Source organism: Micromonospora sp. ATLC16, assembly GCF_057196645.1.
Genome location: NZ_JBXUOW010000019.1, coordinates 62,851 through 87,596, shown reverse-complemented (window position 1 = coordinate 87,596; position 24,746 = coordinate 62,851). Strand labels below are relative to the sequence as shown.

The 24,746-nt window shown below is 71.0% G+C and carries 20 protein-coding genes and 1 pseudogene; 10 read left to right on the top strand and 11 right to left on the bottom strand.

All coding sequences use genetic code 11. The annotated features are described in order from the left end of the window. The coding region (locus AC2CHE_RS11075) for an MFS transporter (protein ID WP_484504817.1) at nucleotides 1-1,316 on the bottom strand (1,316 nt) is incomplete at its 3' end. An 85-nt stretch (nucleotides 1,317-1,401) separates the two neighbouring features. Between AC2CHE_RS11075 and AC2CHE_RS11070 the strand changes: the two genes are divergently transcribed. The 3 genes from AC2CHE_RS11070 to yidC all read left to right on the top strand — a co-directional run bounded on the left by AC2CHE_RS11070 (nucleotide 1,402) and on the right by yidC (nucleotide 3,870). Beyond that, entirely contained in the window at nucleotides 1,402-2,385 is a 984-nt protein-coding gene (locus tag AC2CHE_RS11070) for a LacI family DNA-binding transcriptional regulator (protein ID WP_484504816.1), read from the top strand. 179 nt (nucleotides 2,386-2,564) lie between these two features. Further along, nucleotides 2,565-2,849: a DUF6412 domain-containing protein gene (locus AC2CHE_RS11065; protein WP_484504815.1), complete on the top strand. Its 285-nt coding sequence runs from the start codon at nucleotides 2,565-2,567 to the stop codon at nucleotides 2,847-2,849. A 94-nt stretch (nucleotides 2,850-2,943) separates the two neighbouring features. Continuing rightward, nucleotides 2,944-3,870, top strand: coding sequence for a membrane protein insertase YidC (gene yidC / locus AC2CHE_RS11060; protein WP_484504814.1), 927 nt, complete (start codon nucleotides 2,944-2,946; stop codon nucleotides 3,868-3,870). A gap of 94 nt (nucleotides 3,871-3,964) precedes the next feature. On the opposite strand, the gene AC2CHE_RS11055 is transcribed toward yidC, so the two are convergent. The 4 genes from AC2CHE_RS11055 to AC2CHE_RS11040 form a co-directional block, all read right to left on the bottom strand. Next, nucleotides 3,965-6,196 carry a beta-xylosidase/alpha-l-arabinosidase gene (locus AC2CHE_RS11055; RefSeq protein ID WP_484504813.1) on the bottom strand — a complete coding sequence of 744 codons (2,232 nt, stop codon included), beginning with the start codon at nucleotides 6,194-6,196 and terminating at the stop codon, nucleotides 3,965-3,967. Between the two features lie 140 nt (nucleotides 6,197-6,336). Further along, nucleotides 6,337-7,203, bottom strand: a complete 867-nt coding sequence (locus tag AC2CHE_RS11050) for a carbohydrate ABC transporter permease (RefSeq protein WP_281566966.1) — start codon at nucleotides 7,201-7,203, stop codon at nucleotides 6,337-6,339. Continuing rightward, nucleotides 7,200-8,198, bottom strand: coding sequence for a carbohydrate ABC transporter permease (locus AC2CHE_RS11045; protein ID WP_484504812.1), 999 nt, complete (start codon nucleotides 8,196-8,198; stop codon nucleotides 7,200-7,202). The genes AC2CHE_RS11050 and AC2CHE_RS11045 overlap by 4 nt, the downstream gene beginning before the upstream one ends. Next, on the bottom strand, nucleotides 8,195-9,463 hold the full coding sequence (locus AC2CHE_RS11040; RefSeq protein ID WP_484504811.1) for an ABC transporter substrate-binding protein: 1,269 nt from the start codon (nucleotides 9,461-9,463) through the stop codon (nucleotides 8,195-8,197). The genes AC2CHE_RS11045 and AC2CHE_RS11040 overlap by 4 nt, the downstream gene beginning before the upstream one ends. A gap of 202 nt (nucleotides 9,464-9,665) precedes the next feature. On the opposite strand from AC2CHE_RS11040, the gene AC2CHE_RS11035 reads away from it, so the two are divergent. Continuing rightward, nucleotides 9,666-10,649 (top strand): LacI family DNA-binding transcriptional regulator, encoded by a 984-nt coding sequence (locus AC2CHE_RS11035; RefSeq protein WP_484504810.1) that lies wholly within the window; start codon nucleotides 9,666-9,668, stop codon nucleotides 10,647-10,649. Nucleotides 10,650-11,059: 410 nt separating this feature from the next. After that, the gene (locus AC2CHE_RS11030; protein ID WP_484504809.1) at nucleotides 11,060-11,812 is read left to right on the top strand and encodes a CHAT domain-containing protein; all 753 of its coding nucleotides are present in this window, start codon (nucleotides 11,060-11,062) and stop codon (nucleotides 11,810-11,812) included. Between the two features lie 33 nt (nucleotides 11,813-11,845). Here the strand turns inward: AC2CHE_RS11030 and AC2CHE_RS11025 are convergent. From AC2CHE_RS11025 to AC2CHE_RS11000, 6 genes and pseudogenes are all read right to left on the bottom strand, one after another. Beyond that, nucleotides 11,846-12,718, bottom strand: a pseudogene (locus AC2CHE_RS11025) (DUF6807 domain-containing protein); the annotation flags it as partial. Continuing rightward, nucleotides 12,715-13,338 (bottom strand): hypothetical protein, encoded by a 624-nt coding sequence (locus AC2CHE_RS11020; RefSeq protein WP_484504808.1) that lies wholly within the window; start codon nucleotides 13,336-13,338, stop codon nucleotides 12,715-12,717. The pseudogene AC2CHE_RS11025 and the gene AC2CHE_RS11020, both read right to left, overlap by 4 nt. Beyond that, nucleotides 13,322-14,206 carry a carbohydrate ABC transporter permease gene (locus tag AC2CHE_RS11015; RefSeq protein WP_484504807.1) on the bottom strand — a complete coding sequence of 295 codons (885 nt, stop codon included), beginning with the start codon at nucleotides 14,204-14,206 and terminating at the stop codon, nucleotides 13,322-13,324. Before AC2CHE_RS11015 ends, AC2CHE_RS11020 begins: the two co-directional genes overlap by 17 nt. Beyond that, entirely contained in the window at nucleotides 14,206-15,189 is a 984-nt protein-coding gene (locus AC2CHE_RS11010; RefSeq protein WP_484504806.1) for a carbohydrate ABC transporter permease, read from the bottom strand. The genes AC2CHE_RS11015 and AC2CHE_RS11010 overlap by 1 nt, the downstream gene beginning before the upstream one ends. A gap of 30 nt (nucleotides 15,190-15,219) precedes the next feature. Further along, nucleotides 15,220-16,560 carry an ABC transporter substrate-binding protein gene (locus tag AC2CHE_RS11005; RefSeq protein WP_484504805.1) on the bottom strand — a complete coding sequence of 447 codons (1,341 nt, stop codon included), beginning with the start codon at nucleotides 16,558-16,560 and terminating at the stop codon, nucleotides 15,220-15,222. A gap of 17 nt (nucleotides 16,561-16,577) precedes the next feature. Beyond that, a complete protein-coding gene (locus AC2CHE_RS11000; RefSeq protein WP_484504804.1) occupies nucleotides 16,578-17,708 on the bottom strand; it encodes a LacI family DNA-binding transcriptional regulator in 1,131 nt (376 codons plus the stop codon). Nucleotides 17,709-17,945: 237 nt separating this feature from the next. On the opposite strand from AC2CHE_RS11000, the gene AC2CHE_RS10995 reads away from it, so the two are divergent. From AC2CHE_RS10995 to AC2CHE_RS10975, 5 genes are read left to right on the top strand one after another with little or no spacing between them, the layout of a single operon-like run. Continuing rightward, the gene (locus AC2CHE_RS10995; protein ID WP_484504803.1) at nucleotides 17,946-19,274 is read left to right on the top strand and encodes a Gfo/Idh/MocA family protein; all 1,329 of its coding nucleotides are present in this window, start codon (nucleotides 17,946-17,948) and stop codon (nucleotides 19,272-19,274) included. 24 nt (nucleotides 19,275-19,298) lie between these two features. After that, complete coding sequence (uxaC, locus tag AC2CHE_RS10990) at nucleotides 19,299-20,726, top strand: glucuronate isomerase (protein ID WP_484504802.1); 1,428 nt, start codon at nucleotides 19,299-19,301, stop codon at nucleotides 20,724-20,726. Beyond that, on the top strand, nucleotides 20,723-22,024 hold the full coding sequence (locus AC2CHE_RS10985; RefSeq protein ID WP_484504801.1) for an enolase C-terminal domain-like protein: 1,302 nt from the start codon (nucleotides 20,723-20,725) through the stop codon (nucleotides 22,022-22,024). The genes uxaC and AC2CHE_RS10985 overlap by 4 nt, the downstream gene beginning before the upstream one ends. After that, the gene (locus AC2CHE_RS10980) at nucleotides 22,015-23,505 is read left to right on the top strand and encodes a mannitol dehydrogenase family protein (protein ID WP_484504800.1); all 1,491 of its coding nucleotides are present in this window, start codon (nucleotides 22,015-22,017) and stop codon (nucleotides 23,503-23,505) included. The genes AC2CHE_RS10985 and AC2CHE_RS10980 overlap by 10 nt, the downstream gene beginning before the upstream one ends. A gap of 11 nt (nucleotides 23,506-23,516) precedes the next feature. Next, nucleotides 23,517-24,698, top strand: a complete 1,182-nt coding sequence (locus AC2CHE_RS10975) for a Gfo/Idh/MocA family protein (protein ID WP_484504799.1) — start codon at nucleotides 23,517-23,519, stop codon at nucleotides 24,696-24,698. Nucleotides 24,699-24,746 lie beyond the last annotated feature (48 nt).

The window sequence follows — 24,746 nt, the reverse complement described above, 5'->3', positions numbered from 1 at the left end:
GAGCCCGCCCGCGCCGGCGCCCCCGTGCCGCCGGCGACGGGCGGGCGAGCCGCCGGGACCAGCAGGAGGGTCGGTAGCAGGAGCAGCGGTACGACCAGCAGCGCCCGCAGCGTGCCGACCCGGTCACCGAGCAGACCCAGCAGCGGCGGTCCGGCCAGGAACGCCGTGTAACCGATCACCGCGACCACGCTGACCCGTACGTGCGCGTGCTTCTCCTCGTCGGCGGCGGCACTCATCCCCACCGGGAAACCGAGCGAGGCACCGATCCCCCACAGCGCCACGCCGACCACCGCGACCGGACCGGACCCGGCGAGCACCGCCAAGCCGGCGCCGAAGATGGCGAGCAGGATGGTCGTGGTCAGCACCGGCCCCCGTCCCCAGCGATCCAGCGCCACCGTGCCGGCGGTCCGGCCCAGCGTCATCCCGACCACGAAGACGCCGAAGACCGCCGCGCCGGAGGCCTCAGTGAAGCCGTAGCCGTCGATGAAGGCGACCGCGAGCCAGTCGTTGGCGCTGCCCTCGGCGAACGCCGCCGCCAGCACCAGCAGGCCGATGAGCAGGGTGCGCGGCTCCCGCCAGGCGGCCAGCAGTCGACCGCGACGCCCGGCCGAGCTGCCGGCCGCCGCCGGCTCGACCGGCAGGAACGCGCGCGCCCCGAGCAGCGTGCCGCCGAACACCACCACGGCCAGCACACCGAGGTGCAGCGCGACCGGGACACCCAGTCGGGCGGCCCCCGCGCCGACGCCCGCGCCGGCCACCGAGCCGAGGCTCCAGGCGGCGTGGAAGCGCGGCATCACCGTCCAACCGAGCCGCCGTTCGACCGCCGCGCCCTCCACGTTCATCGCGACATCGCACGTGCCCGAGCCGTAGCCGAGCGCGAACAGGCCGACCGCCACCCCGGGCAGCCACCCCGCGACACCGGCCGAGACCCCGGTGATGGTCAGCCCGAGCGCGACCAGCAGGGTGGAGGCCGCCACCGCCCGGGCCGCGCCGAGCCGCTGGCTGACCAGGCCGGCGGTGGGCATGGCGAGGATCGCCCCGAGCGACAGGGCGAACAGCAGCAAGCCGAGACGACCCGGGCTGAGACCGAGTCCGTCGCGGACCGCCGGCACCCGGCCGAACCAGGTGGCGACGGCCAGCCCGTTGAGCGCGAAGACGACCGCCACACCGTTGCGGGCGGCCAGGACGGCGCGGGACGGGCCGCCGCTGGTCGGCGGGGTGGCGGGGGTGGTGACGGCGGGGTCCACGTCCGTTCGGGTCCTCTCCTCGGGCAGTACGACGATCACACACCTGGGAGCGCTACCAGCACAATCCATCTCCGGTCCTTACCAGCGGCAGCCACGCACGGCATGATGCTGATGGGCGCCCAGGGGGGCGACAGCGACAACGGAAGAGACGTTGATGACGACGACAGCGCGCCGCCCGGCCACCCTCGACGACGTGGCCCGGATCGCCGGGGTATCCCGCTCGACGGCGTCCCGGGTCCTCGCCGGCAACGGCTTCGCGTCACCGACCGCCCGCGAGCGGGTACGCACCGCCGTGAACCTGCTCGGCTACGTACCGAATCCGGCGGCCCGGGCCCTGGTGCACGGTTCCGGCGTACGGCTGCTGATCGCGGTGGTGGGCACCGGCCCAGATGTCCTCGACGACCCCTACGTCGACCAGGCGGTCGCCGCAGTGGCCCGGGCCTGCGCGCCGCACGGTCTGGGCGTGGCGGTGCAGTGGGTGCCGTTGGGAGCACCGGAGCGGCTGACCCGGTTGACCGACGATCGGGGCGTGGCCGGCCTGGTCCTGCTCAACACGACTCCGGCGCTGCTGGGTCTGGTGCCGCGCCGGTTGCGCGGCCGGGCCGTGTCGATCGGGATCGGTTCGGCCACGGTGCCGTCGGTCGACATCGACAACGGCGGCGGCACCGCGGCGATCGTCCGTCACCTGTACGACGCCGGGCGGCGTCGGATCGCCATGGTCACCGGTCCCCGCTGGCTGGCCTGCGCCAACCGATCCGTCGGGGCGTACCGCAGGCTGCTGAACGATGCCGGCCTGCCGGCCCGCGAGGCGGTCGGCGATTTCAGTGCGGCCCGGGGTTACGCCGCCGCTCGAGAGGTGCTGCGACGCTGGCCGGACACCGACGCGATCGTCGGGATCAGCGACGCGACCGCGCTCGGGGTGATCGGTCGGCTGCGGGCCGACGGCATCCGGGTGCCTGAGGACGTCGCGGTGACCGGATTCGACGACATCCCGCTGTCCGCGACGATGGCGCTGACCACGGCCAGTCACCCGGTACGGCAGATCATCACCGCAGCCACGACCATGGTGCTGGAGCACAGCGAGGTGCTGGAGACGACCGTCTTCCCGTCGGCGTTGGTCGTGCGCGGCAGCGCCTGAGCCGTCAGCCGGTCTCCTCCCGGTCGACGAGGGCACGCAGCAGGTCGCGGTGCGGGCCACGGCCGCTCTGCGCGCCCAACCGGACCCGCACGGTCGAGGCGGATGCCGTTACTGGCCGCGTCGAGGCGCGCGGCGATCTCCCGGACGCCCCGGTGGCGGGGGCCGGATATGGTTGCCCTGTGATCGGGCTCGGCCTGCTCTGGTACCTCGTCGGCGTGCTGGCCGACGTCGGTGCCACCAGCATGTTCTCCGGCACGGCGGCGGTGACCGGCGTGCTGCTGGCCGCCGTGCTCGCTGCCGGGGTCCTGCTCGCCGGGGCGGTGACCGATCCCGACCTGCGGATCACTCGCCGGATGCTGCGGGAGCGCTCGGGCCGTACCGGCGTACCCCGTCACCGTGATCCGGACGCTGCCGGCCGGGCCCGGCCCAGAGCCCCGACCGCCGCGACCCTCGCGGTCGTCTGAGCGTCTCTTCACTCACCCACCTCTGCCGCTCGTCGGCGACCGCTGGTGACCGTTCCTGCTCACATCAGCCGTAGTCGCGTCCGAGGGGTTCTTCATGTCCATGATCTACCGCGCCATCTCCGAGATCCTGTTGTTCTGGCACACCACCTGGCAGCGGCTGCTGGGCGACCCGTCCGCGCTGGGCACCGACTGGTCCTGGGTGCTGGGCATCGTCTTCCTGGTGCTCACCGTCCGGATCATCCTGTTCCCGGTCTTCGTCAAGCAGATCCGGTCGCAGCGGGCGGTGCAGGCGTTGCAGCCGAGGATCTCCGAACTCCAGGCCCGGCACCGCGACGACCGGGAGACCCTACAGAAGGAGCTCGTCGAGCTGTACCGGGTGGAGAAGGCCAATCCGCTGATGGGCTGCCTGCCGATGGTGGTGCAGATTCCGGTGTTCCTCGGCCTGCTACACGTGTTGCGTCACCTCAAACCGTCGATGCCGGAACACCTCAGGACCTTGTACGGTTGGTCGGTCACCCAGTTCGACAGCGCCTCGTCGGCCACGCTGTTCGGCGCGCCGATCGCGGGTACCTTCGGCTCGACCGGGCGGGAACTGGCCCTGCTCGGCGCGGACGGCACGACGGTCAGGATCGTGGCCGCCGTGCTGATCGCGACGATGATCGCCACGACCTACCTGTCCAGCCGTCAACTGATCCTGCGTAGCGGCTGGGCCACGGATCCGCAGCAGCGGCTGGTCCAGCGGCTGATGCTCTACGGCATCCCCGCCTCGCTGCTCGTCTCCGGGCTGATCTTCCCGATCGGCGTGATCATCTACTGGGTGACCACGAACCTCTTCTCGCTCGGCCAGCAGACCTGGGTGCTGCGCCGTTATCCGCCACCGGCCAGCGGCGCCAGCGGCCCGGGGCCGCGAGCCGACACGTCGAAGGCCGTCACGAGCGGAGACGGCGACGAGCCTGGCCGCCCGGCCGCACCGAAGGTCGGGGCGAAGCCGACCAACCGCCGCCGGAGGCGTGCCACCTGAGTCGTGCGCCGTAAGCGCCAGGGCAGTTCCCGATCATCGGGAACTGCCCTGATCGCGCGGTCGGCCACCATCGCGGTGGCCGGCTGTCACGGTGTCAGCTGATCTCGGCGGTCGTCCAGCGGGCAGAGGCGTTGGTGACCGGTGCGACGTCGCCGGACAGGGTGGTCGACGCCGCCACGTCGCGACGCGCGCTGGTGCCGACCCACAGGTCGACCTCACCGGGCTCCACCACCCGGGTGAGCGTCCGGTCGGAGAAGGCCAGCCGGGTGGTAGGCACCGTCAAGGTGACCGTGACGGACTGGCCCGGCGCAAGGTGCACCCGCTGGTAGCCGAGCAGCTGTGCCACCGGTCGGGTCACCGACGCCACCCGGTCCCGGCCGTAGAGTTGCACCACGTCGTCGCCGGCCACCGCGCCGGTGTTGGTCACACGTACGCTCACCGTGAGCGCCCCGTCGGTCGGCACCGTGGCCGGTGCCGTCAGGTTCGTGTATTCGAACGTCGCGTAGGACAGGCCGTGACCGAAGGGCGCCGCGGGTGTCGCCAGCAGGTTGGTCACCTCGTTGCCGTCGCCGAGCGTGGGATGCAGGTACGAGTACGGCTGCGCGCCCGCCGACCGGGGCAGGCTGACCGGCAGCCGCCCCGACGGGTTGACCCGCCCGGAGAGCACACCGGCGATCGCACCGGCGCCCTCCTCGCCAGGGAAGAACGCCTGCACCACCGCCGCGCAGCGGCTCAGTGCCCAGTCGATCGCGTACGGCCGGCCGGTGAGCAGCACCAGCACGACGGGCCGACCCGTCGCCAGCACGGCCTCGACCAGGTCCTGCTGCACACCGGGTAGCTCCAGGTCGTCCCGGTCGCAGCCCTCGCCGACCGTGCCGCGACCGAACAGTCCCGCGTGGTCACCGACGACCAGCACGGCGACGTCCGCCGCGGTGGCGGCGGCGACGGCGGCGTCGAAGCCGGAACGGTCGTCGTCGTCGACCTCGCAGCCGTGGGCCGAGGTGACCAGATCGGCACCGAACTCGACGCGTAGCGCGTCGAGCACCGTCGGCACCTCGATGCCGGTCTCCACGTCGGGATGCTGCACGAGCACGTGGTTGAGGAAGGAATAGCACCCGAAGAGGGCGCCCTGCCGGTCGGCGTTCGGCCCGATCACCGCGATCCGCCGGCCCGCCGGCAACGGCAACGTGTCCTGATTGGCGACCAGGACTATCGACTTCTCCGCGAGACTGCGGGCGATCACCCGGTGCTCGGGCGAGTCGAGGTCGACCACCTGGGCGGGCTCGTCGGTGAAGGTGGCGTCCAGCAGCCCGAGTTCCAGCTTCTGCCGCAACACCCGCAGCACCGCCTGGTCGATCACCGACTCCTCGATCCGGCCGGCGCGCACCGAATCAGCCAAGGTCAGGTACGCGTCGCCGGTCGGCAACTCGATGTCGACACCGGCGGTCAGCGCCTGCACGGCCGCGTCCGCGTGGTCACCGGCGACCTGGTGCAGCAGATTCAGGAACGCGACACCGTAGTAGTCGGCCACCACCGTGCCGTCGAAGCCCCACCGGTCCCGGAGCAACCCGGTCAGCAGCGTCGGATCGGCAGCCACGGGCACGCCGTCGATCTCGGCGTAGGAGTGCATCACCGAACGCGCGTCGCCGTCGAGGATCGCCATCTCGAACGGTACGAGCAGCACGTCGGCGAGTTCACGCGGACCGGCGTGCACCGGCGCGAAGTTGCGCCCGGCGCGGGAGGCGGAGTAGCCGACGAAGTGCTTGAGCGTGGCATGCACGCCCTGCGACTGCAGGCCGCGCACGTACGAGGTGCCGAGGGTGCCGACCAGGTAGGGATCCTCGGCGATGCACTCGTCGACCCGCCCCCAGCGGGGATCACGGATCACGTCGAGCACAGGGGACAGCCCCTGGTGGATGCCGAGCGCCCGCATCGACGCCCCGATCGCGGCCGCCATCTCGGTGACCAGGTCGGGGTCGAAGGCGGCCCCCCACGCCAGCGGGGTGGGAAAGGTGGCCGCCTTCCACGCCGAGAGACCGGTCAGGCATTCCTCGTGCACGATCGCCGGAATGCCGAGCCTGGTCCCCGTCACCAGGTCGGACTGGAACTTCCACAGCCATGACGCCCGCGATACCGCCTCGACGGGCCGGGTGCCGTACGCGCGGGTGAGGTGACCGAGCCCGTGCCGGGAGAAGTCTTCGAGCCGGCTGATGTCGCCGAACTCGCCCTGCAACGGCGCGACGGCCTCGCCCTCCGCCTTCTCCCAGAAGCCGACGAGCTGAGCGATCTTCTCCTCGATCGTCATCCGACCGAGCAGTTCACGCACGCGCGTCTCGCCATCGGACCCGTACCTGTCGGGCCGGTCGTGGCTCGACCCTGTCTGGGCCGGCACGGGCGCCGGCCCGCCCACGACCTCGCGGACCTCAGTCATGCTGTGTTACCCCTTTGTGTTGGTGCCGCTGTGGCTCAGCCCTTGACCGCGCCCTGGAGGCCACCGACGATCTGCTTCTCGGCGAACGTGAAGAAAATAAGTGCCGGCAGCATCGCCAGCGAGGTGAAGGCGAGGATGCCAGCCGTGTCGGAGGTGTACTGGCTGGAGAAGTTCTGCACGCCCAGCGGCAGGGTGTGCAGGCTCGCGTCACCGAGCACGAGCAGCGGCAGCAGGAACGCGTTCCAGCTGGTGACGAAGGCGAGGATACCCACGGTGACCAGCGCAGGCCGCGACAGCGGCAGCAGGATGCGCCAGAGGAAGCCGAGCCGACCGGTGCCGTCGATGGCCGCCGCGTCCTCCAGCTCGCGGGGAATGGCGGTGAGGAACGGTCGCAGGATCACGATCGTCAGCGGCAGCGCGAAGGCGACCTGCGGCAGGATCACCGCGTAGTACGAGTTGATCAGGTTGAGGTCACGCAGCATCAGGTAGAGCGGCAGGATCGCCGCTCCGGCCGGGAACAGCAGACCGAGGGTGAAGAAGGTGTAGAGCACCTCACGGCCCCGGAAGGTGTAGCGGGCCAGCACGAACGCGGCACAGACGCCCAGCACGACGACGCCGATCGTGGTGCCCAGGGACACCACGGCGCTGTTGAAGACCTGCCGCCAGAAGTCGCTCTGGGTCAGCACCCGGGAGTAGTTGTCCCAGACCCACGGGTCGGGCAGCCCGGCCGGATCCGCCACGATCTGCGGCGTGGTGCGGAAGCCGCCGATGATCACGTAGACCACCGGAGTGATCGACACGGCGGCGACCGCGAGCGCCAGCGCGTAGGTGAGCGGGTTTCCCCACGACACCGGGCGGCGCTTGGCGGTTGGAGACAGGACGGCGTTCGCGGCCACGATCAGTTTGCCCTTCTGGTGATGGCGCCCTCGATGTCACGACGTAGGAGGAAGCGCTGGAACAGCACCGCCGCGACGAACGAGATGGCGAACAGGATGACCGCCACCGCGTTGCCGTAGCCCCACAGGCGGGCGAAGAACCCGTTGTCCACCATGTACGTCGCCATGGTGGCCGACGCGCCCAGCGACCGGACCGCGGGCACGGAGGTCACCCAGATCACGTCGAAGACCTGCAACGAGCCGATCATGGAGAGGAATATCCAGATCCGGATCGTTGGCCCCAGCAGCGGCAGCGTCACGTGCCGCTGGATCTGCCACCAGCTCGCGCCGTCGATGGCGGCGGCCTCGTTCAGCTCCTGCGGCACGTTCGACAGGCCGGCCAGCAGGAGGATGATGGCGAAACCGACGTACTTCCAGGTCAGGACGGCCAACATCGTCCAGATAACGATATCGAGATCGGCAAGCCACGCCTGCACGAGGCTGCCCAGCCCCAGCGATTCCAGCATCGCGTTGACCGTGCCGGCGTCGGACAGCAGCAGCTTCCACATGATGCCGACGGTGACCTCGGCGAGCACGTACGGCACGAACGCCAGCAGGCGGAACACCGTACGGCCGCGGAAGTTGCGGTTGAGCAGCAGGGCGACGCCCAGCGCGATGGGTCCCTGGATCAACAGTGACCCGAACACGATGATCGCGTTGTTGCGCAGCGCGTCGAGGAAGATCGGGTCCTGGAAGGCCAGGACGTAGTTGTCGAAGCCGACGTAGTCGGTGGGCGGTCCGACGCCACGCCACCGGAACAGGCTGTAGTAGAAGGCGAAGCCCATCGGGACCAGCACGAACATCACGTAGACGATCACGGCTGGTGTCGTGAGCCCGATGATCTCGTACCACTTGCGTCGCGTCTCGGCGGCCCGAGCGGACGAGCGCCGGGCAGGCCGAGGTCCCGCCGGCGGCGCGGATGCGCCGCCGGCGAGGTCCAGGGTCGGGTTGGTCGACGTCACTTGCGCGCGGCCGCCTTCATGGCCTCGACAACCTGCTCAGGGGTGCCGCTGCCGGCGAAGATGGCGACGATCGCGTCGTTCATCGCGTTACCGACGGTGCTACCGAACGCCGTGTCCAGCCAGAGCTGCACGTAGGTGGCGTTGGTGGTGGCCTCCAGGATGGACTTCAGGGCCGGGTCCTTGACGCCGTCCTCGGCACCCTTGGCGACCGGCAGGCCGGTGCCGGTCTCGGCGTAGCCCTTCTGCACCTCGGGGCTGACGATGTACTTGAGGAACTCGACGCACTCGGCCGGCGCGTTCTTGGCGCAGGCGAAGCCGTCGCCGCCGCCCAGGGCCGCCTTCGGGTCACCGGCGGAACCGGTGATGGCCGGAACCGGGAACCAGCCGATGAACTTGTTCAGCGCCTCCTGGTCCTCGGTCACGGTGTCCAGGGTGCCCTTGTTCCAGTCACCCATCAGCTCCATCGCGGCCTTACCGTTGGCCAGCAGGCCATTGGCGCTGGTCGGGTCGTTCTGGCCCGGCGTGGCGATGAAGTTGGGCTGGAACGGCTCGGTGTCGATGAAGGCCTTCAGGTCCTGACCGGCCTTGACGAAGCACGGGTCGTCGAAGACGAGTTCGAGGGAGGCCTTCCGCAGGGTGTCCACCGAGCAGGCACGCAACGCGAAGTTGTACCACCAGTGCGCGGCGGGCCACTTGTCACCGGCACCGACGGCGATCGGAATGACATTGATCGCCTTGAGCTTGGTGACCGCGTCGTTCAGCTCGTCGAAGGTGGTCGGCGGAGCGGCGATGCCGGCCTGCTGGAACAGCTCCTTGTTGTACCAGATGCCCTCGATGCCCATCCGGTACGGCAGGCCGTACTGCTTGTCGTCCACCTGCCAGATCTCGGCCGCGCTGCCGATGTTGGCAACCTCGTCCTTGACCTGGTCGGTGATGTCCTTGAGGTAGTCGGCCTCCACCTGCTCGCGGATCTCGCCGCCGCCCCACGACTGAAAGATGTCCGGCGGGTCGTTGCTCAGCAGCGCGGCGGGGAGCCGGGTGCGCTGGAGCTGGTTGGTCTCGATACCCTCGATTTCGATCGTGACCGTGGGGTGTAGTGCATTGAAGTCCTTGGCGACCTTTTCCCAGTAGGTCTTACCGGGCCCGTCCTGGGAGGCGTTGTGCCACCAGGTAAGCGTCACCGGGTTCTGGTACAGCTCGCTCTCGTCAGGCGCCTCGTCCTCACCGCCGCCACCGCAGCCGGCGACGAGTAGTGCGGTTGTCATGGACAGCGCTAGAAAGGTGGTTGCACGGCGCTTTATAGCCATCGATGTCTCCTCGACCAGTCAGTCGGGTGCTCGGCCTGAGCGAGTTTTTCAGTCGGGTAACCCAGTGTCAATCGGTGTCGATAACGTTTTCGACTCGTCTCCGTAACCGGCCCGACGGCCCTCTATCATCATCGACGTGGCGTTTCCCCAGCGTGTCAAGATGTCGGACGTAGCCCGCACGGCCGGTGTCTCCGTGGCGACCGTTAGCAAAGTAGTGAATGGCCGTTACGGAGTGGCACGGGCGACCGTGGAACGGGTCCAGCAGGTCATCCGTCAACTCGGCTACGAGGCCAGCCTGGGGGCGCAGAGCCTACGCAGCCATCGCACCAACGTGCTGGGCATTCTGGTCGCCGAGTTCGAGCCGTTCTCGACCGAACTACTCAAGGGCGCCAGCGTGGAGGTCGCCGGCACCGGCTACCAACTGCTGGCATACTCCGGCGGCGACGGCGCCGGGACCGCCGTCGGTTGGGAACGCCGCTCGCTGGCCCGGTTGTCGGGCACGCTCATCGACGGGGCCGTGATCGTCACGCCGACCGTGGTGGAGACCAAGCAGGGCTTCCACGTCGTGGCCGTCGACCCGCACACCGGCCCGTCCGGGCTGCCGACCGTCGATTCCGACAACTTCGCCGGTGCCGTCCTGGCGACCAACTACCTGCTGTCCCTCGGCCACCGCCGGATCGGGCACATCAGCGGACGGGCCGACCTCGAATCGTCCCGGCTGCGCGAGGCGGGCTTCCGCCAGGCCATGGCCGACGCGGGCGTGACGGTGGACGAGCGGCTGGTCCGGGTCGGAGGGTTCCGCGTCGAGAGCGCCGCCGAAACCGCCGCCGAACTGCTCTCGTTGCCCGACGGCCCGACCGCCGTCTTCGCCGGCAACGACCTCTCCGCGATCTCGACGATCAACGTCGCCCGGAGCATGGGCCTGTCGGTCCCCGACGACCTGTCCGTGATCGGCTTCGACAACATTCCGGAATCGGCCCTAGTCAACCCGCCACTGACGACGATAATGCAGCCGTTACAACGGATGGGCGCCGAGGCGCTGCGCCTGCTGGTCGACCTGATCGCCGGCGTCGAGCGGAACACCCACATCCGGCTGCCCACCGAACTTGTCGTCCGCTCCTCCTGCCGTCCACTGCGCGGTTGATCAGCCGCCCCTTTGCCGCTTCTCGCGCCATCTGACGGCGCGCTCCCCCACCGACGGTATTTTCCCGGCCCCGCCCCCGCTCTGTATTTGGCGTAACCAGGTCGACACCGGAGCGTAACGGGCCGGCGTCGACCACGGCTCCGTCGATGGGAGACACCTGTCATGAGCAGTGTAGGGAGACGGCTCCGCCGGGCCGTGTGGGTCGGGTTCGTGGGGGCGGCGCTGACCGGCCTGTTGGCGACCGGCGCAGCCGCCGCCGTGCCGGTCGGGCACGGGTCGGACCGCGCCACCCCGGTGGCCCGCACCGACGTCCACATCCGGGATGTCGCCGCCGACACCGGCGTCCAGCCGCACTCGCTCGACCCGCTGTGGGCCAGCCCCGACATCAAGGTCTGCCCGACAGCGGTGGAGTGCGCCGTGAGCCAGAAGCGGTGCTGCTTCGCGACGGCCGCGCCAGTCTGCACGACCTGGGTCCACTGGACCAGGCGGCCCAGCTGGCGCGCTGGCACCGTTTCGGGCTACGCCGGCAGATCGTCGGCGGGGACTCGGCCGCCGCGCGAGCGGGCGCCGAACACGCCGCCGCGGCGCTCGACCGTCAACTCTTCGACCCGATACGGCGGCAGGTGGCCGACCGTCCGCTGGTGATCGTCCCGGTCGGCCCGCTGCGCGGCGTCGCCTGGGCCGGGTTGGCCACCTGCGCCGGCCGGGCCGCCACCGTCGCCGCGCTGACCTCGGCGATGGATCGGGCCGCGCTGGTGCACATCGCGGCGCACGGCGCGTTCCGGGCGGACAACCCCCAGTTCTCCACCCTGGAACTCGCCGACGGGCCGCTGTTCGCGTACGAGTGGGAACGGCTCACCCGTCCGCCGTCCTGTGTGGTGCTCTCCGCCTGCGAGTCCGGGCTGCACGGGGTACGCCAGGGCGACGAGATCATGGGCTTCGCCGCAGTGCTGCTGGCGCTGGGTACCCGGTGCCTGATCGCCACCGTGCTACCGGTGCCGGCGGAGCCCACCACCGCTCTCATGGTGGACCTGCACCGACGGATGCGAGCCGGTACCCGACCGGCACAGGCGCTCGCCAGCGCCCAGCGGGTGTTCGCCGCGGGCGGCGACGACACCGCGCGGGCCACCGCGGCGGCGTTCGTCTGCCTCGGCGCCGACTGACCTGGTTCGACCACCCGGGGCCGCCAGCCCGGCAGCGGTTTCCGGGTCGAGCCTGCCGTCGGCCACGATCACCTGGTGACGGCCGTGACGGCTGGTGCCGGCCGGGACGGTCACCGTTTGCGCGAAGGCGTAGGCCACGCACACGCCCGGGTACATGGTGGTCCGGACGAACCACCGGTCCCCCGGTCCGAGGCCGCCGAAGATGAGGGTGTACGCCCCGCGCTCGGGAGCCTGTCCGCGCAGCGCCACCCACGGTCGGTCGCAGCCGTTGACCGCCTCCTCGCCGGTCAGTTCAGCGGCGAACACCTCGGGCGGTTCGGTCGCCACCGCCCGCCAGAAGAACCCGCCGTAACCGGCGCCGCCGGGGCGCCCGTTGGTGGCCGGGCTGCCCAGCAGGATGTCCCGCTCGGCGGGTGCGGTGAGGGTGCTGGCGAGGTCGAGTCGCCAGGCGCTCGGGTGGCCCGACACGGCAGAGGCGCTGATGGTGCGCCGTTCGGAGAGCAGCACGTCACCGGCCGGATCACACCAGTGCAGCCGGTGGTCGAGCCGGTCGGGCGTCCGCTCCTCCCACCCCACGTGGACGATGCGTCCGTGGTCGCCACGCCAGCTGTATCCGACGTCGCGGACGTAGGTGCGCCCGCCCCAGAGGTTGGTGCCGTCGACGTCCTGCACCGCCAACGACGCGCCGAGGTGCCAGACATGGTCGGCGGGCAGAGCGTCGGTGACCGGGGTGCCGGCCAGGGTACGCACCGGGTGCAGGTAGGGCCGGGGCCCGTGTTCGACGCCGAGGTCCGGGGCGAGCACGTAACGGGCCACCGGCGTACCGCCGACCAGCAGGTGCGGGTCCGCGCGGCCGTCGGAGGCGTGATCGGTGGCCCGGCCGAGGGCGCCGTCCCGTCCGTTCACGACAGCTCCACCTGGATGATCGGCCGGCGGCGGGCGACGGCGTGCACGGCGGCCAGCGCGTACCCGGCGAGGATCGGCACCGCCACCGGGGTGACCAGCACCGACAGCAGGACCACAGGCACTGTGGTGCCGGCGAGGGCGGCCCAGCGCGCGGGGTGGTCGAGGCAGGCGCGGGCGGCCCGGGTGACCGCCGACCGCCACCCGGTGCCACCGGTGCGCCCCACCTCGACCACGATCGCGGCGGCGTAGCCGAGCAGGGCCGCCGCCACCACGCTGGTGACAGCCAGTCCCACCGTCCCGCCCGGTACCCGGCCGGTGCCCAGCGCCACCAGGTTGGTGACGAGCAGCCCGACGCCGCCCAGTCCCAGCAGGGTGACGGGCAGGCCGGGCAGCAGTCCCCGGCCGAACCGCGACATCGTTCGGCGGGCGGTCGGCCAACTTCCGGTGTCGAGCCAGTCGTGCAGCGCCGCGCTGGCGGTGCCGACGGCGGCGCCGGCGGTCAGCACCGGCGCCGAGGCGAGCACCGTCAGGATACCCAGCAACGCCAGGTCGGCGGAGTCACGTACGGTGTCGCGCCAGTCCCGGCGCTGGTCGCTGCGGTCGTCAGCCCTTGAGTCCACCGGTGTTGATCCCCTCGACGAGCATCCGCTGGAAGGCGACGAAGAACAGGAAGACCGGCAGCAGGGACAGCACCGCCATGGCGAACATCGGCCCGACGGCGCTCTGGCTGGTGGAGTCGATGAACAGGGTCAACGCCACCGGGACGGTGTAGTCGCTCAACTCGGACAGGAACACCAGTTGCCGGAAGAAGTCGTTCCAGGTCCAGATGAACGAGAAGATCGCGGTGGTGACCAGGGCCGGACGGCTCAGCGGCAGGATCACGTGCCGGAAGATGCCGAACGCGTTCGCGCCGTCGATCCGCGCCGCCTCGTCCAGCTCTCGGGGGATGCCGCGTATGAACTGCACCATCAGGAAGACGAAGAACGCCTCCGTGGCCAGGAACTGCGGGATCAGCAGCGGCAGGTAGGGCCACTCCCCGCCGACCAGGCCGAGGGTGCGGAAGAGGATGTACTGCGGCACGATCAGCACGTGCCCCGGCAGCAGCAGGGTGCCGATCATGACGGCGAACCACAGCCCACGCAGCCGGAACCTCAGCCGGGCGAAGGCGTACGCGGCCAGCAGGCAGCTCACCGCGTTGCCGACCAGGGTGAGCAGGCTGACCATCGCGCTGTTGAAAAAGAAGCGGGCGAAGCTGACGTCGAAGTTGGTCCACCCGTCGGGATAGTTGCCCGGGGTGAAGTTCCGGGGCAGCAGGCCGACGTTGTTGACGATCTCCTCCGGCGACTTGACGGAGGTGCCGATCATCCAGAACAGCGGGTAGAGCACGACCGCGACGATGGCCAGCAGCACGAGCAGCCGCAGCCAGGAACGGCTGCGTGGACGTTGCGGGCGGGTCGCCACGGTCGGGGCGACGGTATCGGCCACCATCAGCGTTCCTCCCCGTCGGAGTAGTGCACCCAGAACCGGCCGGTGCTGAAGAAGATCGCCGTGATGATCGCGATGGCGATCAGGAACACCCAGGCCATCGCGGAGGCGTAGCCCATCTCCAGGTTGGTGAAGCCGGTGATGTAGAGGTTGAGCGTGTACATCAGGGTCGAGTCGACCGGCCCGCCGGTGCCGTTGCTGAGCACGAACGCGGCGGTGAAGCCCTGGAACCCGTTGATGGTCTCCAGCACCAGGTTGAAGAAGATCACCGGGGAGAGCATCGGCAGGGTCACGTTGACGAACTGCCGGAACTTGCCGGCCCCGTCCACCGCGGCGGCCTCGTAGAGCTCCGTCGGCACCTGCTTGAGCCCGGCCAGGAAGATCACCATCGGTGCGCCGAACTGCCAGATGGCCAGCACCATCAGCGTCTCCAGCGCCCAGTCCGGGTCGTTCACCCAGGGCTTGCCCTGAATACCGAAGAGGGCGAGGAACGAGTTGAACGCACCGTCCCGGTTGAACATGTTGACCCAGACGATGGCCAGGGCCACGCTGCCACCGAGCAGCGACGGCAGGTAGAACAGCCCGCGGAACAGCCCGACGCCGCGCCAGGCCCGGTTGAGCAGGAGAGCCACCCCGAGCGCCGCGGCCAGTTTCAGCGGTACGGCGATCAGGGCGAAGCTGAGCGTGACCCGCACCGAGTGCCACCACGACGTATCGCTGGTGAACATCCGTTCGTAGTTGGCCAGCCCGACCCACTCCACCTCGGACCACGGGGTCAGGATGTCGTAGTCGGTGAAGCTCAGGTAGAGCGACAACAGCATGGGTATCGCCGTGACGCCCATCAGGCCGATGAGCCAGGGCGACAGGAAGACGTATCCGGCCAGACCTTCCCCGTGCCGGATCCGTCCGGTCCCACGCCGGTTGGCGTCGGGCCGAACGGATCCGGTGCCGCGTCGAGTCGGGTCGGGCGTCGTGGTCAAGGCCACGAACTGCTCCTCTCCGGGTGGTGCGGCGGATCAGGAGGCGATTGCCGCCTTGCACGCCTCGACGAGCCGGGCGGCGGCCTCGGCGGGGGTGGCCCGGCCGTACTGCGCGTTCTCGGCGGCCTTGGTCAGCTCGGCGCGAACCTTGCTGTGCCCCTTGATCGGCACCTGGGGCGCCTCGCCGAACGTCCTGGCCAGCTCGGTCTCGACGGCGATGGACTGCTTCATCGCCTCGTCGGTGGTGCCGTCGCTGACCACCCGGCGCAGGTCCAGGTTGGACGGCAGGCCCCGGTCGGTGCCGAGCAGCTTGACCGCGTCGGCGTCGTTCGCCAGGAAGTTGATCACGTCGACCGCGATGTCCGCGTTCTTGCTGCCCCGGAAGACCGACCAGTACATCGAGGCCCGGGCCCACTGGCCGCTGGGGTCACCCGGGTACGCGATGACACCGAGCTCGTCGGAGGTGTTCTTTTTCAGCTCCGGCATCTGGTTGACCCACACCCAGGAGGTGGCGGCCTTGCCGGTGACCACCAGTTGCTTGGTGATGTCGGTGGCGTTGCCCTCGTGGATGACGTCCGGGGTGGGGGTCGCGCCCCGCTCGCGGGCGTCCCTCCACAGCTCGAACCACCTGGTCACGTCCTCCACGGTGAAGCCGAGGTCGTTGCCGGAGTACAGATCCTTGCCCTGCTGACGCAGCCACACCCAGAACGCCTTGTCGATGGCGCTCGCGTCCATCGTGCCGGGGACGCCTGTCTCCTTGCTGACCTGCTCGGCCCAGGCGATGTGCTCCTCCCAGCTCATCCCGGTGGTCGGCTCGGGCAGGCCGTGCTTGGTCACCAGCGTCTTGTTGTAGACCAGCCCCTGGGTGTTCTCCCCGGCGGCCAGGCCGGCGAGCTTGCCGTCGACCACGCCGTACTGGAGCAGGCTGGGCGGGAACTTGGAGGTGTCCAGGTCACCGGATTCCTGGTACGGCTTGAGGTCCAGGGTCGCGTTGCGGGCCGCGTACTCGGTGAGGAAGTTGTCATCGATCTGGAAGATGTCCGGCGGGTTGCCGCCGGCGGTCAGGGTGGCCAGCTTGTCGAAGTAGCCCTGGTTGGCCTGCCAGACCTTCTCGAAGACGACGTCCGGGTTCTTCTGGGTGTAGAGGTCCAGCGCCTGATCGGTGAGCCCGGCCCGGGCCTCGCCACCCCACCAGAAGATCGAGATGGTGGTCTTGCCGTCGGACCCGGCGTCGTCGCCGCAGGCCGCGGCCGCGCCGACCAGCGGCAGGGCCACGGCCGCGGCGAGCAGGCCGCGCAACAGCCGGCGACGCAACAGGGGGGTACGGTAGGTGCGCCCGTCGGGCGCACTGGCGGTGGGGTGCGTTGCGGGGTGCATGCGCTCACTCCTTGGCGTTAGGAGGCGACCACGTCACCGGCGGCCACGACCGGGTTGCCCGGGTCCGCACGGCGATGCGGACCCGGGTCAGCGGCAGCGGTTCCGGGACGTTCCCGGCCGGCGTAGGGGCCCGGCGCGGTGGAGTCGCGGATGACCAACTCGGTCTGGAGCATTACCTGTGCGGTGGTGCGACGGACGCCGACTGCCACGGTGGCATCGCCGCCCCGCGCGGTGCGCGGAAAATCGGTGTCCTGCTGTAGCAACATGTCGACGGCCGTCCGGCCGGCGGCCGCGGTTGGCGTGGCCACCGTCGTCAGCTTGGGGCGGGTGAGTCGGCTCAGGGAGATGTCGTCGACGCCGACGACACTGACCTCCTGCGGCACCCGCACCCCGAGTGCGTCGAGTCCTTCGAGAAGCCCGATCGCCATCAGGTCGTTGTAGGCGAGCACGGCGGTGACGCCGGCCCGGCGGACCTGCTCCGCCTGGGCCAGACCGCCGGTCTCGGTGGGCGGATTGGGACCGAGCACGGTCAGCTCCGCTCCGGCTGCCCGGGCGGCGGCGCTGGCGGCGCGCCGGATCTCCCGGCTGGTCCACGAACCACGTGGGCCGCCCAGCAGTGCCATCTCCCGGTGCCCCAGCCCGGCGAGGTGCTCGACGGCCGACCGCGCGCCCTGCCCGACGTCCATCAGCACGCACGGCAGCCCGGCCAGCTGTCGGTTCACCACCACCAGTGGCACCTCCCGGCTGAGCTGCTCGATCAGGCTGTTGCTCATTCGGGGGCTACACAGCAGCACCCCGTCGACCTGCTTGGCCAGGGCGTGGACCAGTTCCTCCTCGGCGGCGGCGTCCTCGTTGGTGTCGGCCACGAAGACGTGGTAGTCGCGGTGGCGGGCCTGGCTCTCCGCCGCCTTGATCAGTGGCGGGAAGAAGGGGTTGGCGATGTCGGCGATGATCAGCCCGATGTTGTGGGTACGGCCGGTGATGAGGGCGCGGGCGGCGCGGTTCGGCCGATAGCCCAGATCCTCGGCGCAGGCGAGCACCCGTACCCGGGTATCGGGGTTGACCAGATGGGGCGCCGAGAAGGTGCGGGAGACGGTGGAGATGTGCACGCCGGAGGCCCGGGCGACGTCCCTGATGGTGACTGGCATCCAGGCCCCCTTCGTCGATGTGTCGGCGGTCACGGGTGCCGCCAATTAATGCAAACGGTTGCGCCACTGTCAACGGTGGATGGTTACGGCTTCGTTTCGGTGGGTGACGCACCATGCCCAGTTAAGCCCACCAAATGGGACAGAAGTCGCCGATTTACCGGCCTTCGTTGACGAGAGCCGATCGACCGTGGTTACTTCAATGCAAAGGTTTGCAGATAGATCGAGGAGGGTCGGTCCGTGTCACCGCAATCCGGCAGCCGGGCCCGGTACGCCGTGGTCGGCACCGGCGCCCGCGCCGAGATGTTCGTCCGGGCGCTGGTGCGCGACCACGCCGACACCGCCGAACTGGTCGCCCTCGCCGACGTCAACCAGGCCCGGATGGACGCCCACAACCGGTGGCTCGGCGAGCTGGGCCACCGGCCCGTGCCGACCTACCACGCGGGCGACTTCGCCACGATGCTGACCAAGGAGCACGTCGACGTGGTGTTGGTGACCTCCGTGGACGTCACCCACGACGAGTACGTGGTGGCGGCACTGCAGGCGAGCTGCGACGTGGTCACCGAGAAACCGATGACCACCGACGCCCGGCGCTGCCAGCGCATTCTCGACGCGGTACGCCGCACCGGCCGGCGGGTGACGGTGGCCTTCAACTACCGCTACAACCCGCTGCACGAACAACTGCGCCGGTTGCTGGCCGACGGTGTGGTCGGCGAGATCGGCTCGGTGCACTTCGAGTGGCTGCTCGACGTGCGTCACGGCGCCGACTACTTCCGCCGCTGGCACCGCGACAAGGCCAGCTCCGGCGGCCTGATGGTGCACAAGGCCAGCCACCACTTCGACCTGGTCAACTGGTGGCTGGACGCCACACCCGTGCAGGTCTACGCCGTCGGCCGGCTGTTCTTCTACGGTGACGCCGGCCGCCGGCACGGCTACGCCCGCGACTACGACCGGGCGCACGCGTCGCCGGCCGCCGACGACGACCCGTTCGCGTTGCGGCTGGCCGAGCACCCCCGACTGCGCGAGCTGTACCTCGACGCCGAGGCCGAGGACGGCTACCACCGCGACCAGAACGTCTTCGCCCCCGGGGTCAGCATCGAGGACGACATGGCGGTGCTGGCCACCTACTCCACCGGGGCGACCATGACCTACCACCTCACCGCGTACGCGCCCTGGGAGGGATACCGGGTGATGGTCAACGGCAGCCGGGGCCGCCTCGAACTGGAGGTCACCGAGAGCGACTTCGTCAGCCCGGCCGCCGCCGGTGCGCTCAAGGGCGCCGCGCTGCACGGTGACCGGGCCGCCGACGAGGGTGGCGCCGCCACACTGACCCTGCGTCCCTTCTGGTCACCGCCGCTACGCATCGACGTCGACGGCTACACCCGGCACGGGCACGGCGGGGCGGACGCCCGGATGACCCAGGTGCTGTTCGGCGGCGTACCCGATCCGCTGCACCGCGCGGCCAGCGCTCGCGACGGGGCGCTGGCCCTGCTCACCGGCCTGGCCGCCAACCACTCCTTCGACACCGGCGCCCCCGTGCGGGTCGCCGAACTGCTCGCCCTCGACTGACACCGATCACAGGAGCCGCTCCCCGTGCCCACCTCGACCAGACCCGACCTGCTCCTCCCCGCCGAGCCGGGCCAACGCGCGCTGGCCCGGGAGCTGTACGCGCTGGTGGCGCAGCTGCCCATCATCTCCCCGCACGGGCACGTCGATCCGGCGCTGCTGGCCGAGGACCAGCCGTTCCCCGACCCGTCCCAGCTGCTCATCGTGCCCGACCACTACGTGACCCGGATGCTGCTCAGCCAGGGCGTCTCCCCCGGCGAGCTGGGTGTGCCCAGCCGCGACGGCAGCCCCGTGGAGACCGACGGGCGGCGCATCTGGCGTCGTTTCGCCGACGGGTGGCACCTGTTCCGGGGCACCCCGTCCCGGCTGTGGCTGGAGCAGACCCTCACCGAGGTGTTCGGCGTGCACACCCGACTCGCCCCGGGCACCGCCGACGAGGTGTACGACGCCCTCGCCGCCCGGCTCGCCGAGCCCGACTTCCGGCCGCGGGCGCTGTTCGAACGGTTCAACATCGAGGTGCTCGCCACCACCGAGTCACCCCTGGACGACCTGGGCCGGCACGCCAAGCTCGCCGCCGACGGCTGGGGCGGCCCCGGCGGGCGGGTGGTCACCACCTTCCGTCCCGACAACGTGGTCGACCTGGACTCCGACGGCTGGTCGCGCAACGTCGACCAGCTCGGCGAGATCACCGGGGAGGACACCGGGACGTACGCCGGCTACCTGGCCGCCCTGCGGACGCGCCGGGCCGCCTTCATCGCCGCCGGCGCCACCTCCTCCGACCACGGCCACCCCACCGCCCGTACCCTCGATCTCGGCGCCGACGCGGCGGCGCTGTTCGACCGGGCGCGGCGGGGCGCGGCGGAGCCGGGCGACGCGGAGGCGTTCCGGGCGCACATGCTGCTGGAGTTCGCCCGCATGTCGCTCGACGACGGCCTGGTCATGCAGTTGCACCCGGGGGCGGTGCGCAACCACAACCGGTGGCTGCACGCCCGGCACGGCCGCGACGTGGGCGGCGACATCCCCCAGGTCACCGAGTACGTGCACGCCCTCGCCCCGCTACTCGACGCACACGGCAACGACCCCCGGCTGCGGGTGGTGCTCTACACCCTCGACGAGGACACCTTCACCCGGGAGCTGGCGCCCCTCGCGGGCGGGTACGCCGCCCTGCTGCTCGGTGCTCCCTGGTGGTTCCTGGACTCCCCCGAGGTGCTGCGGCGCTTCCGCGAGTCGGTGACCGAGACCGCCGGCTTCTACAACACCGCCGGGTTCGTCGACGACACCCGGGCGTTCTGTTCCATCCCGGTCCGGCACGACGTGGCGCGCCGCGTCGACGCCGGCTTCCTGGCCCGGCTGGTCGCCGAGCACCGGCTGCCCATGGACGAGGCCGCCGAGACCATCGTCGACCTGGCGTACCGCCTGCCGAAGCAGGTCTTCAAGTTCGGGGAAGAGTCATGACCAGCATCACCGAGGTGACCGTGCACGACGTGCGGTTCCCCACCGCCGCCAGCGGCGACGGCTCCGACGCGATCAACCGCGGCGACTACTCGGCCACCTATGTGGAGCTGAGCACCGACGACGGGCCGACCGGCGCCGGGTTCACCTTCACCAACGGCCGCGGCAACGAGATCACCTGCACCGCCGTCGACGCCCTGGCCCATCACGTACGGGGACGTAGTGTCGCGGAGATCACCGCCGATCCGGTGGCGTTCTGGCGCTCGCTCGTCGCCGACGTGCAGTTGCGCTGGCTCGGCCCGGAGAAGGGGGTCATCCACATGGCCACCGGCGCGCTGGTCAACGCGGTGTGGGACCTGCGCGCCAAGCTGGCCGGCAAGCCGATGTGGCGCTACCTGGCCGAGCTGCCCACCGACGAGCTGGTGGCAAACGTCGACCTCACGCACATCACCGACGCGCTCACCGCCGACGATGCCGCCGCCATCCTGGACAAGGGGCGCGACGGGCTCGCCGACCGGCTGGCGCTGCTGGAACGCGAGGGCTTCCCGTCGTACACCACCTCGGTGGGCTGGCTCGGCTACCCCGACGACAAGGTCCGCGCGCTGACCCGGGAGGCGTACGCGCAGGGGTGGCGGGCGATGAAGATGAAGGTCGGTGGTCCGCCCACCGACGACCTGCGGCGGGCCCGGATCATCCGGTCGGAGATCGGCCCGGACGCGCTGCTGATGATGGACGCCAACCAGGTCTGGGACGTCGACGAGGCGATCACCAACATGACGGCGCTGGCCGAGGTCGACCCGTACTGGATCGAGGAGCCGACGCACGCGGACGACATCCTCGGCCACGCCCGGATCGCCCGCGCGATGGACGAGCTGACCGGCGGACGGTGCCGGGTCGCCACCGGCGAGGTGGCCGCCAACAAGGTCATCTTCAAGCAGCTGTTGCAGGCCGAGGCGATCGGCGTGATGCAGATCGACGCCTGTCGGGTCGGCGGGGTTGACGAGGTGCTCGCCGAGATCCTGATGGCGGCGAAGTTCGGGGTGCCGATCTGCCCGCACGCCGGTGGTGTCGGCCTCTGCGAGTACGTGCAGCACCTGGCGATCTTCGACTACCTGCGGGTGGGCACCGGTCTGGAGGGACGGATGGTGGAGTACGTCGACCACCTGCACGAGCACTTCGTCGACCCGGTACGCACCCGCGACGGGCGCTACCTGCTGCCGACCGCTCCCGGCTACAGCGCCACCATGCGCCCCGAGTCGATCGCCACCTTCCGCTTCCCGGACGGCCCGGCATGGCGGTGACCGTGGGCGCGTCCCGACTCGGGCTGGGCGCGGTACGCCGGTTGCCCGCCGAGACCCGTCCCCTGGTCCGTCCGGGCACCGTGCCGGCCGGTGTGGTGCACCTCGGGCTCGGCGCCTTCCACCGTGCCCACCAGGCCATCTACACCGAGCAGGCGATCGGCCTGGCCGGCGGCGACTGGGGCATCATCGGCGTGGCCCCCCGCAACGCGTGGATGGTGGCGACCCTGGCCGCCCAGGACAACCTCTTCAGCGTCAGCACGCTCTCCGCCGCCGACCAGCACACCCGCGTGGTCGGGTCACTGGCCGGGGTGCGGCTGGCTGCCGCCGACCCGCAGGCGGTGGTGGCCCTGCTGGCCGACCCGGCGATCCGGGTGGTCACCCTGACCGTGACCGAGAAGGCGTACCAACTCGACCCGGCCGCCGGCACGCTGCGCCCCGACACCGACCTGGTCGCCGACCTGACCACCGACCGACCGCCGGCCACCGTGCCGGGACTGCTGGTGCGCGGCCTGCTGGCCCGCGCCACCGCCGACGCCGGACCGATCGCCCTGGTCAGCTGCGACAACCTGCCTGCCAACGGCCGCCGGCTGCGCGGCCTGGTGACCCAGTCCCTGGCGTACGCCGGCACACCGCAACAGGTGCTCGACTGGGTCGAGGGGCAGGTCGGTTTCCCGGGCACCATGGTGGACCGGATCGTCCCCGCCAGCACTCCGGAGACCCTCGCCGCGGCCGAGCGGGCGCTCGGCGTCGAGGATCTCGCGGCGGTGGCGGCCGAGCCGTACACCCAGTGGGTGATCGAGGACGACTTCCCCGGCGGCCGACCGGCGTGGGAGCGCGCCGGGGCGGTGCTCTGCGCGGACGCGGGGCCGTGGGAGCGGCTGAAGTTGCGCGCCCTCAACGGCGTGCACTCGGCGACCGCGTATCTCGGCGCGCTGGCCGGCTGCGAGACGATCGCGGAGGCCCTCACGCTGCCGCACCTGGACACGGTGCTGCGCCGGCTGATCGCCGAGGACGTGGCCGCCAGCTTCGCTCCACCCGACGGGGTGGACGTGGTCGGCTACGGCGAGCAGGTGCTGGAACGCTTCGGTAACCCGGCGATCCGGCACCGTACCCTCCAGGTGGCGATGGACGGGTCGCAGAAACTGCCGCAGCGCATCCTGCACACGGTCGCCGACCTGCGCGCGGCCGGGCGGCCGGCTCGCTGGGCGGCGCTGGTCGTCGCCGCCTGGATCCGGTTCGTCCAGGGCAGCGCCGACGACGGTCGCGCCCTGCCGCTGGACGACCCGCTGGCCGAGCGGCTCCACGCGGCGTTGGCCGCCGCGCCGCAGACCCCGTCGGGGGCGGTGGATGCCGTGCTCGGCCTCGACGAGGTCGTCCCGCCCGCGGTGGCCGCCGACGCGCAGGTCCGCGCCGACGTGGTCGCCTGGCTCACCGACCTGCACCAGCACGGTGTACGCGCCACCCTGGCCGGTTCGGTGTGACGAGTCCCCGGGTGGCGCTGGTGGGGGCGAACGGGCACGGGCGCTGGCATCGCCGCGTGATCGGGCCGCTGCACGATGCCGGCCGGGTACGCCTGGTCGCCCTGGTCGACACCCGGCCGATCGAGTGCGAACCGGCGGCGCCGGTGCCGGCCGGCGTCCCGGTGTTCCCCGATCACCGGGTGATGCTCGCCGACGTCACGCCGGACGTGGTGGTCATCTGTACCCCACCGCACACCCATCTACGGATCGCCCGGGACTCGGTGACCGCCGGGGCGGACGTGCTACTGGAAAAGCCGCCGGTGCTGTCCACCGCCGAGCACCAGGAGCTGTCCGGGGCGGTGGCCACCACCGGTCGGATCGTCCAGGTCGGGTTCCAGGCGCTCGGTTCGGCGGCGCTTACCGCGTTGACGGATGCGGTGTCGGCCGGGCGGTCGGGGGCGGTCAGCGGCATCGCCACGGTGGCCGCCTGGCAACGCCCGGACGCCTACTACGCCCGCGCGCCCTGGGCCGGGCGTCGGCTGCTCGACGGGCGGCCGGTGCTCGACGGTGCGCTGGCCAACCCGCTCGCGCACGCGGTCATGCAGTGTCTGGCGGTCGCCGAGGTGGTCGGCGGCGGACCGGTGGAGCCGGTCAGCATCGAGGTGGAGCGCTACCGGGTGCGGCCGATCGAGGTGGACGACACCGCAGCGCTGCGGGTGCGGCATCGGCACGGCCCGCCGATCGTGGCCGCGGTGACCCTGGCCGGCGAGGACTTCATCGCCGGCGAGGTGATCGTCACCGGCGACGCCGGGCGCGCGGTGCTGGAGTACCCGACCGATCGACTGCTGTTGCCTGGGGAACCCACCGCCCGTGCGGTGCCCGGACGGCGCGGGCTGCTGGAGAACCTGCTGGCCCACCGGGCCGATCCACGGGTACCGCTGATCGCGCCGCTGGCCCGGACCGCGCCGTTCACCGCCGTCCTGACCGCCCTGCAGGCGGCACCCGAGCCGGCGCTGCTCGATGGCGCGCTGGTGGACGCCGTCGGTGCCGGCGCGCAGCGGGTGCTGCGGGTGCGCGGCGTCAATGAGGTGCTACGTCGGGTGGCCGACGAGGGCCGACTACCGTCGGAACTCGCCGTGCCGTGGGCGATAGCGCCTTGGCGGACCGAACTCGGTCGGCAAGAAGAGGAAATGCCGGCATTCCGGGGCCAGTGAGCCTGTGAAGCGGCACATCCTGGATCAGCTCGACCTGGCCGAGCAGCG

Excerpts from the sequence above, each read along its gene's own strand:
- AC2CHE_RS11040 (WP_484504811.1), bottom strand. The coding sequence starts at position 9,463 with ATGACAACCGCACTACTCGTCGCCGGCTGCGGTGGCGGCGGTGAGGAC.
- AC2CHE_RS11000 (WP_484504804.1), bottom strand. The coding sequence starts at position 17,708 with ATGCCAGTCACCATCAGGGACGTCGCCCGGGCCTCCGGCGTGCACATC.
- yidC (WP_484504814.1), top strand. The coding sequence starts at position 2,944 with ATGTCCATGATCTACCGCGCCATCTCCGAGATCCTGTTGTTCTGGCAC.
- AC2CHE_RS11005 (WP_484504805.1), bottom strand. The coding sequence starts at position 16,560 with ATGCACCCCGCAACGCACCCCACCGCCAGTGCGCCCGACGGGCGCACC.
- AC2CHE_RS11070 (WP_484504816.1), top strand. The coding sequence starts at position 1,402 with ATGACGACGACAGCGCGCCGCCCGGCCACCCTCGACGACGTGGCCCGG.
- AC2CHE_RS10985 (WP_484504801.1), top strand. The coding sequence starts at position 20,723 with ATGACCAGCATCACCGAGGTGACCGTGCACGACGTGCGGTTCCCCACC.
- AC2CHE_RS11015 (WP_484504807.1), bottom strand. The coding sequence starts at position 14,206 with ATGGTGGCCGATACCGTCGCCCCGACCGTGGCGACCCGCCCGCAACGT.
- AC2CHE_RS10980 (WP_484504800.1), top strand. The coding sequence starts at position 22,015 with ATGGCGGTGACCGTGGGCGCGTCCCGACTCGGGCTGGGCGCGGTACGC.
- AC2CHE_RS11035 (WP_484504810.1), top strand. The coding sequence starts at position 9,666 with ATGTCGGACGTAGCCCGCACGGCCGGTGTCTCCGTGGCGACCGTTAGC.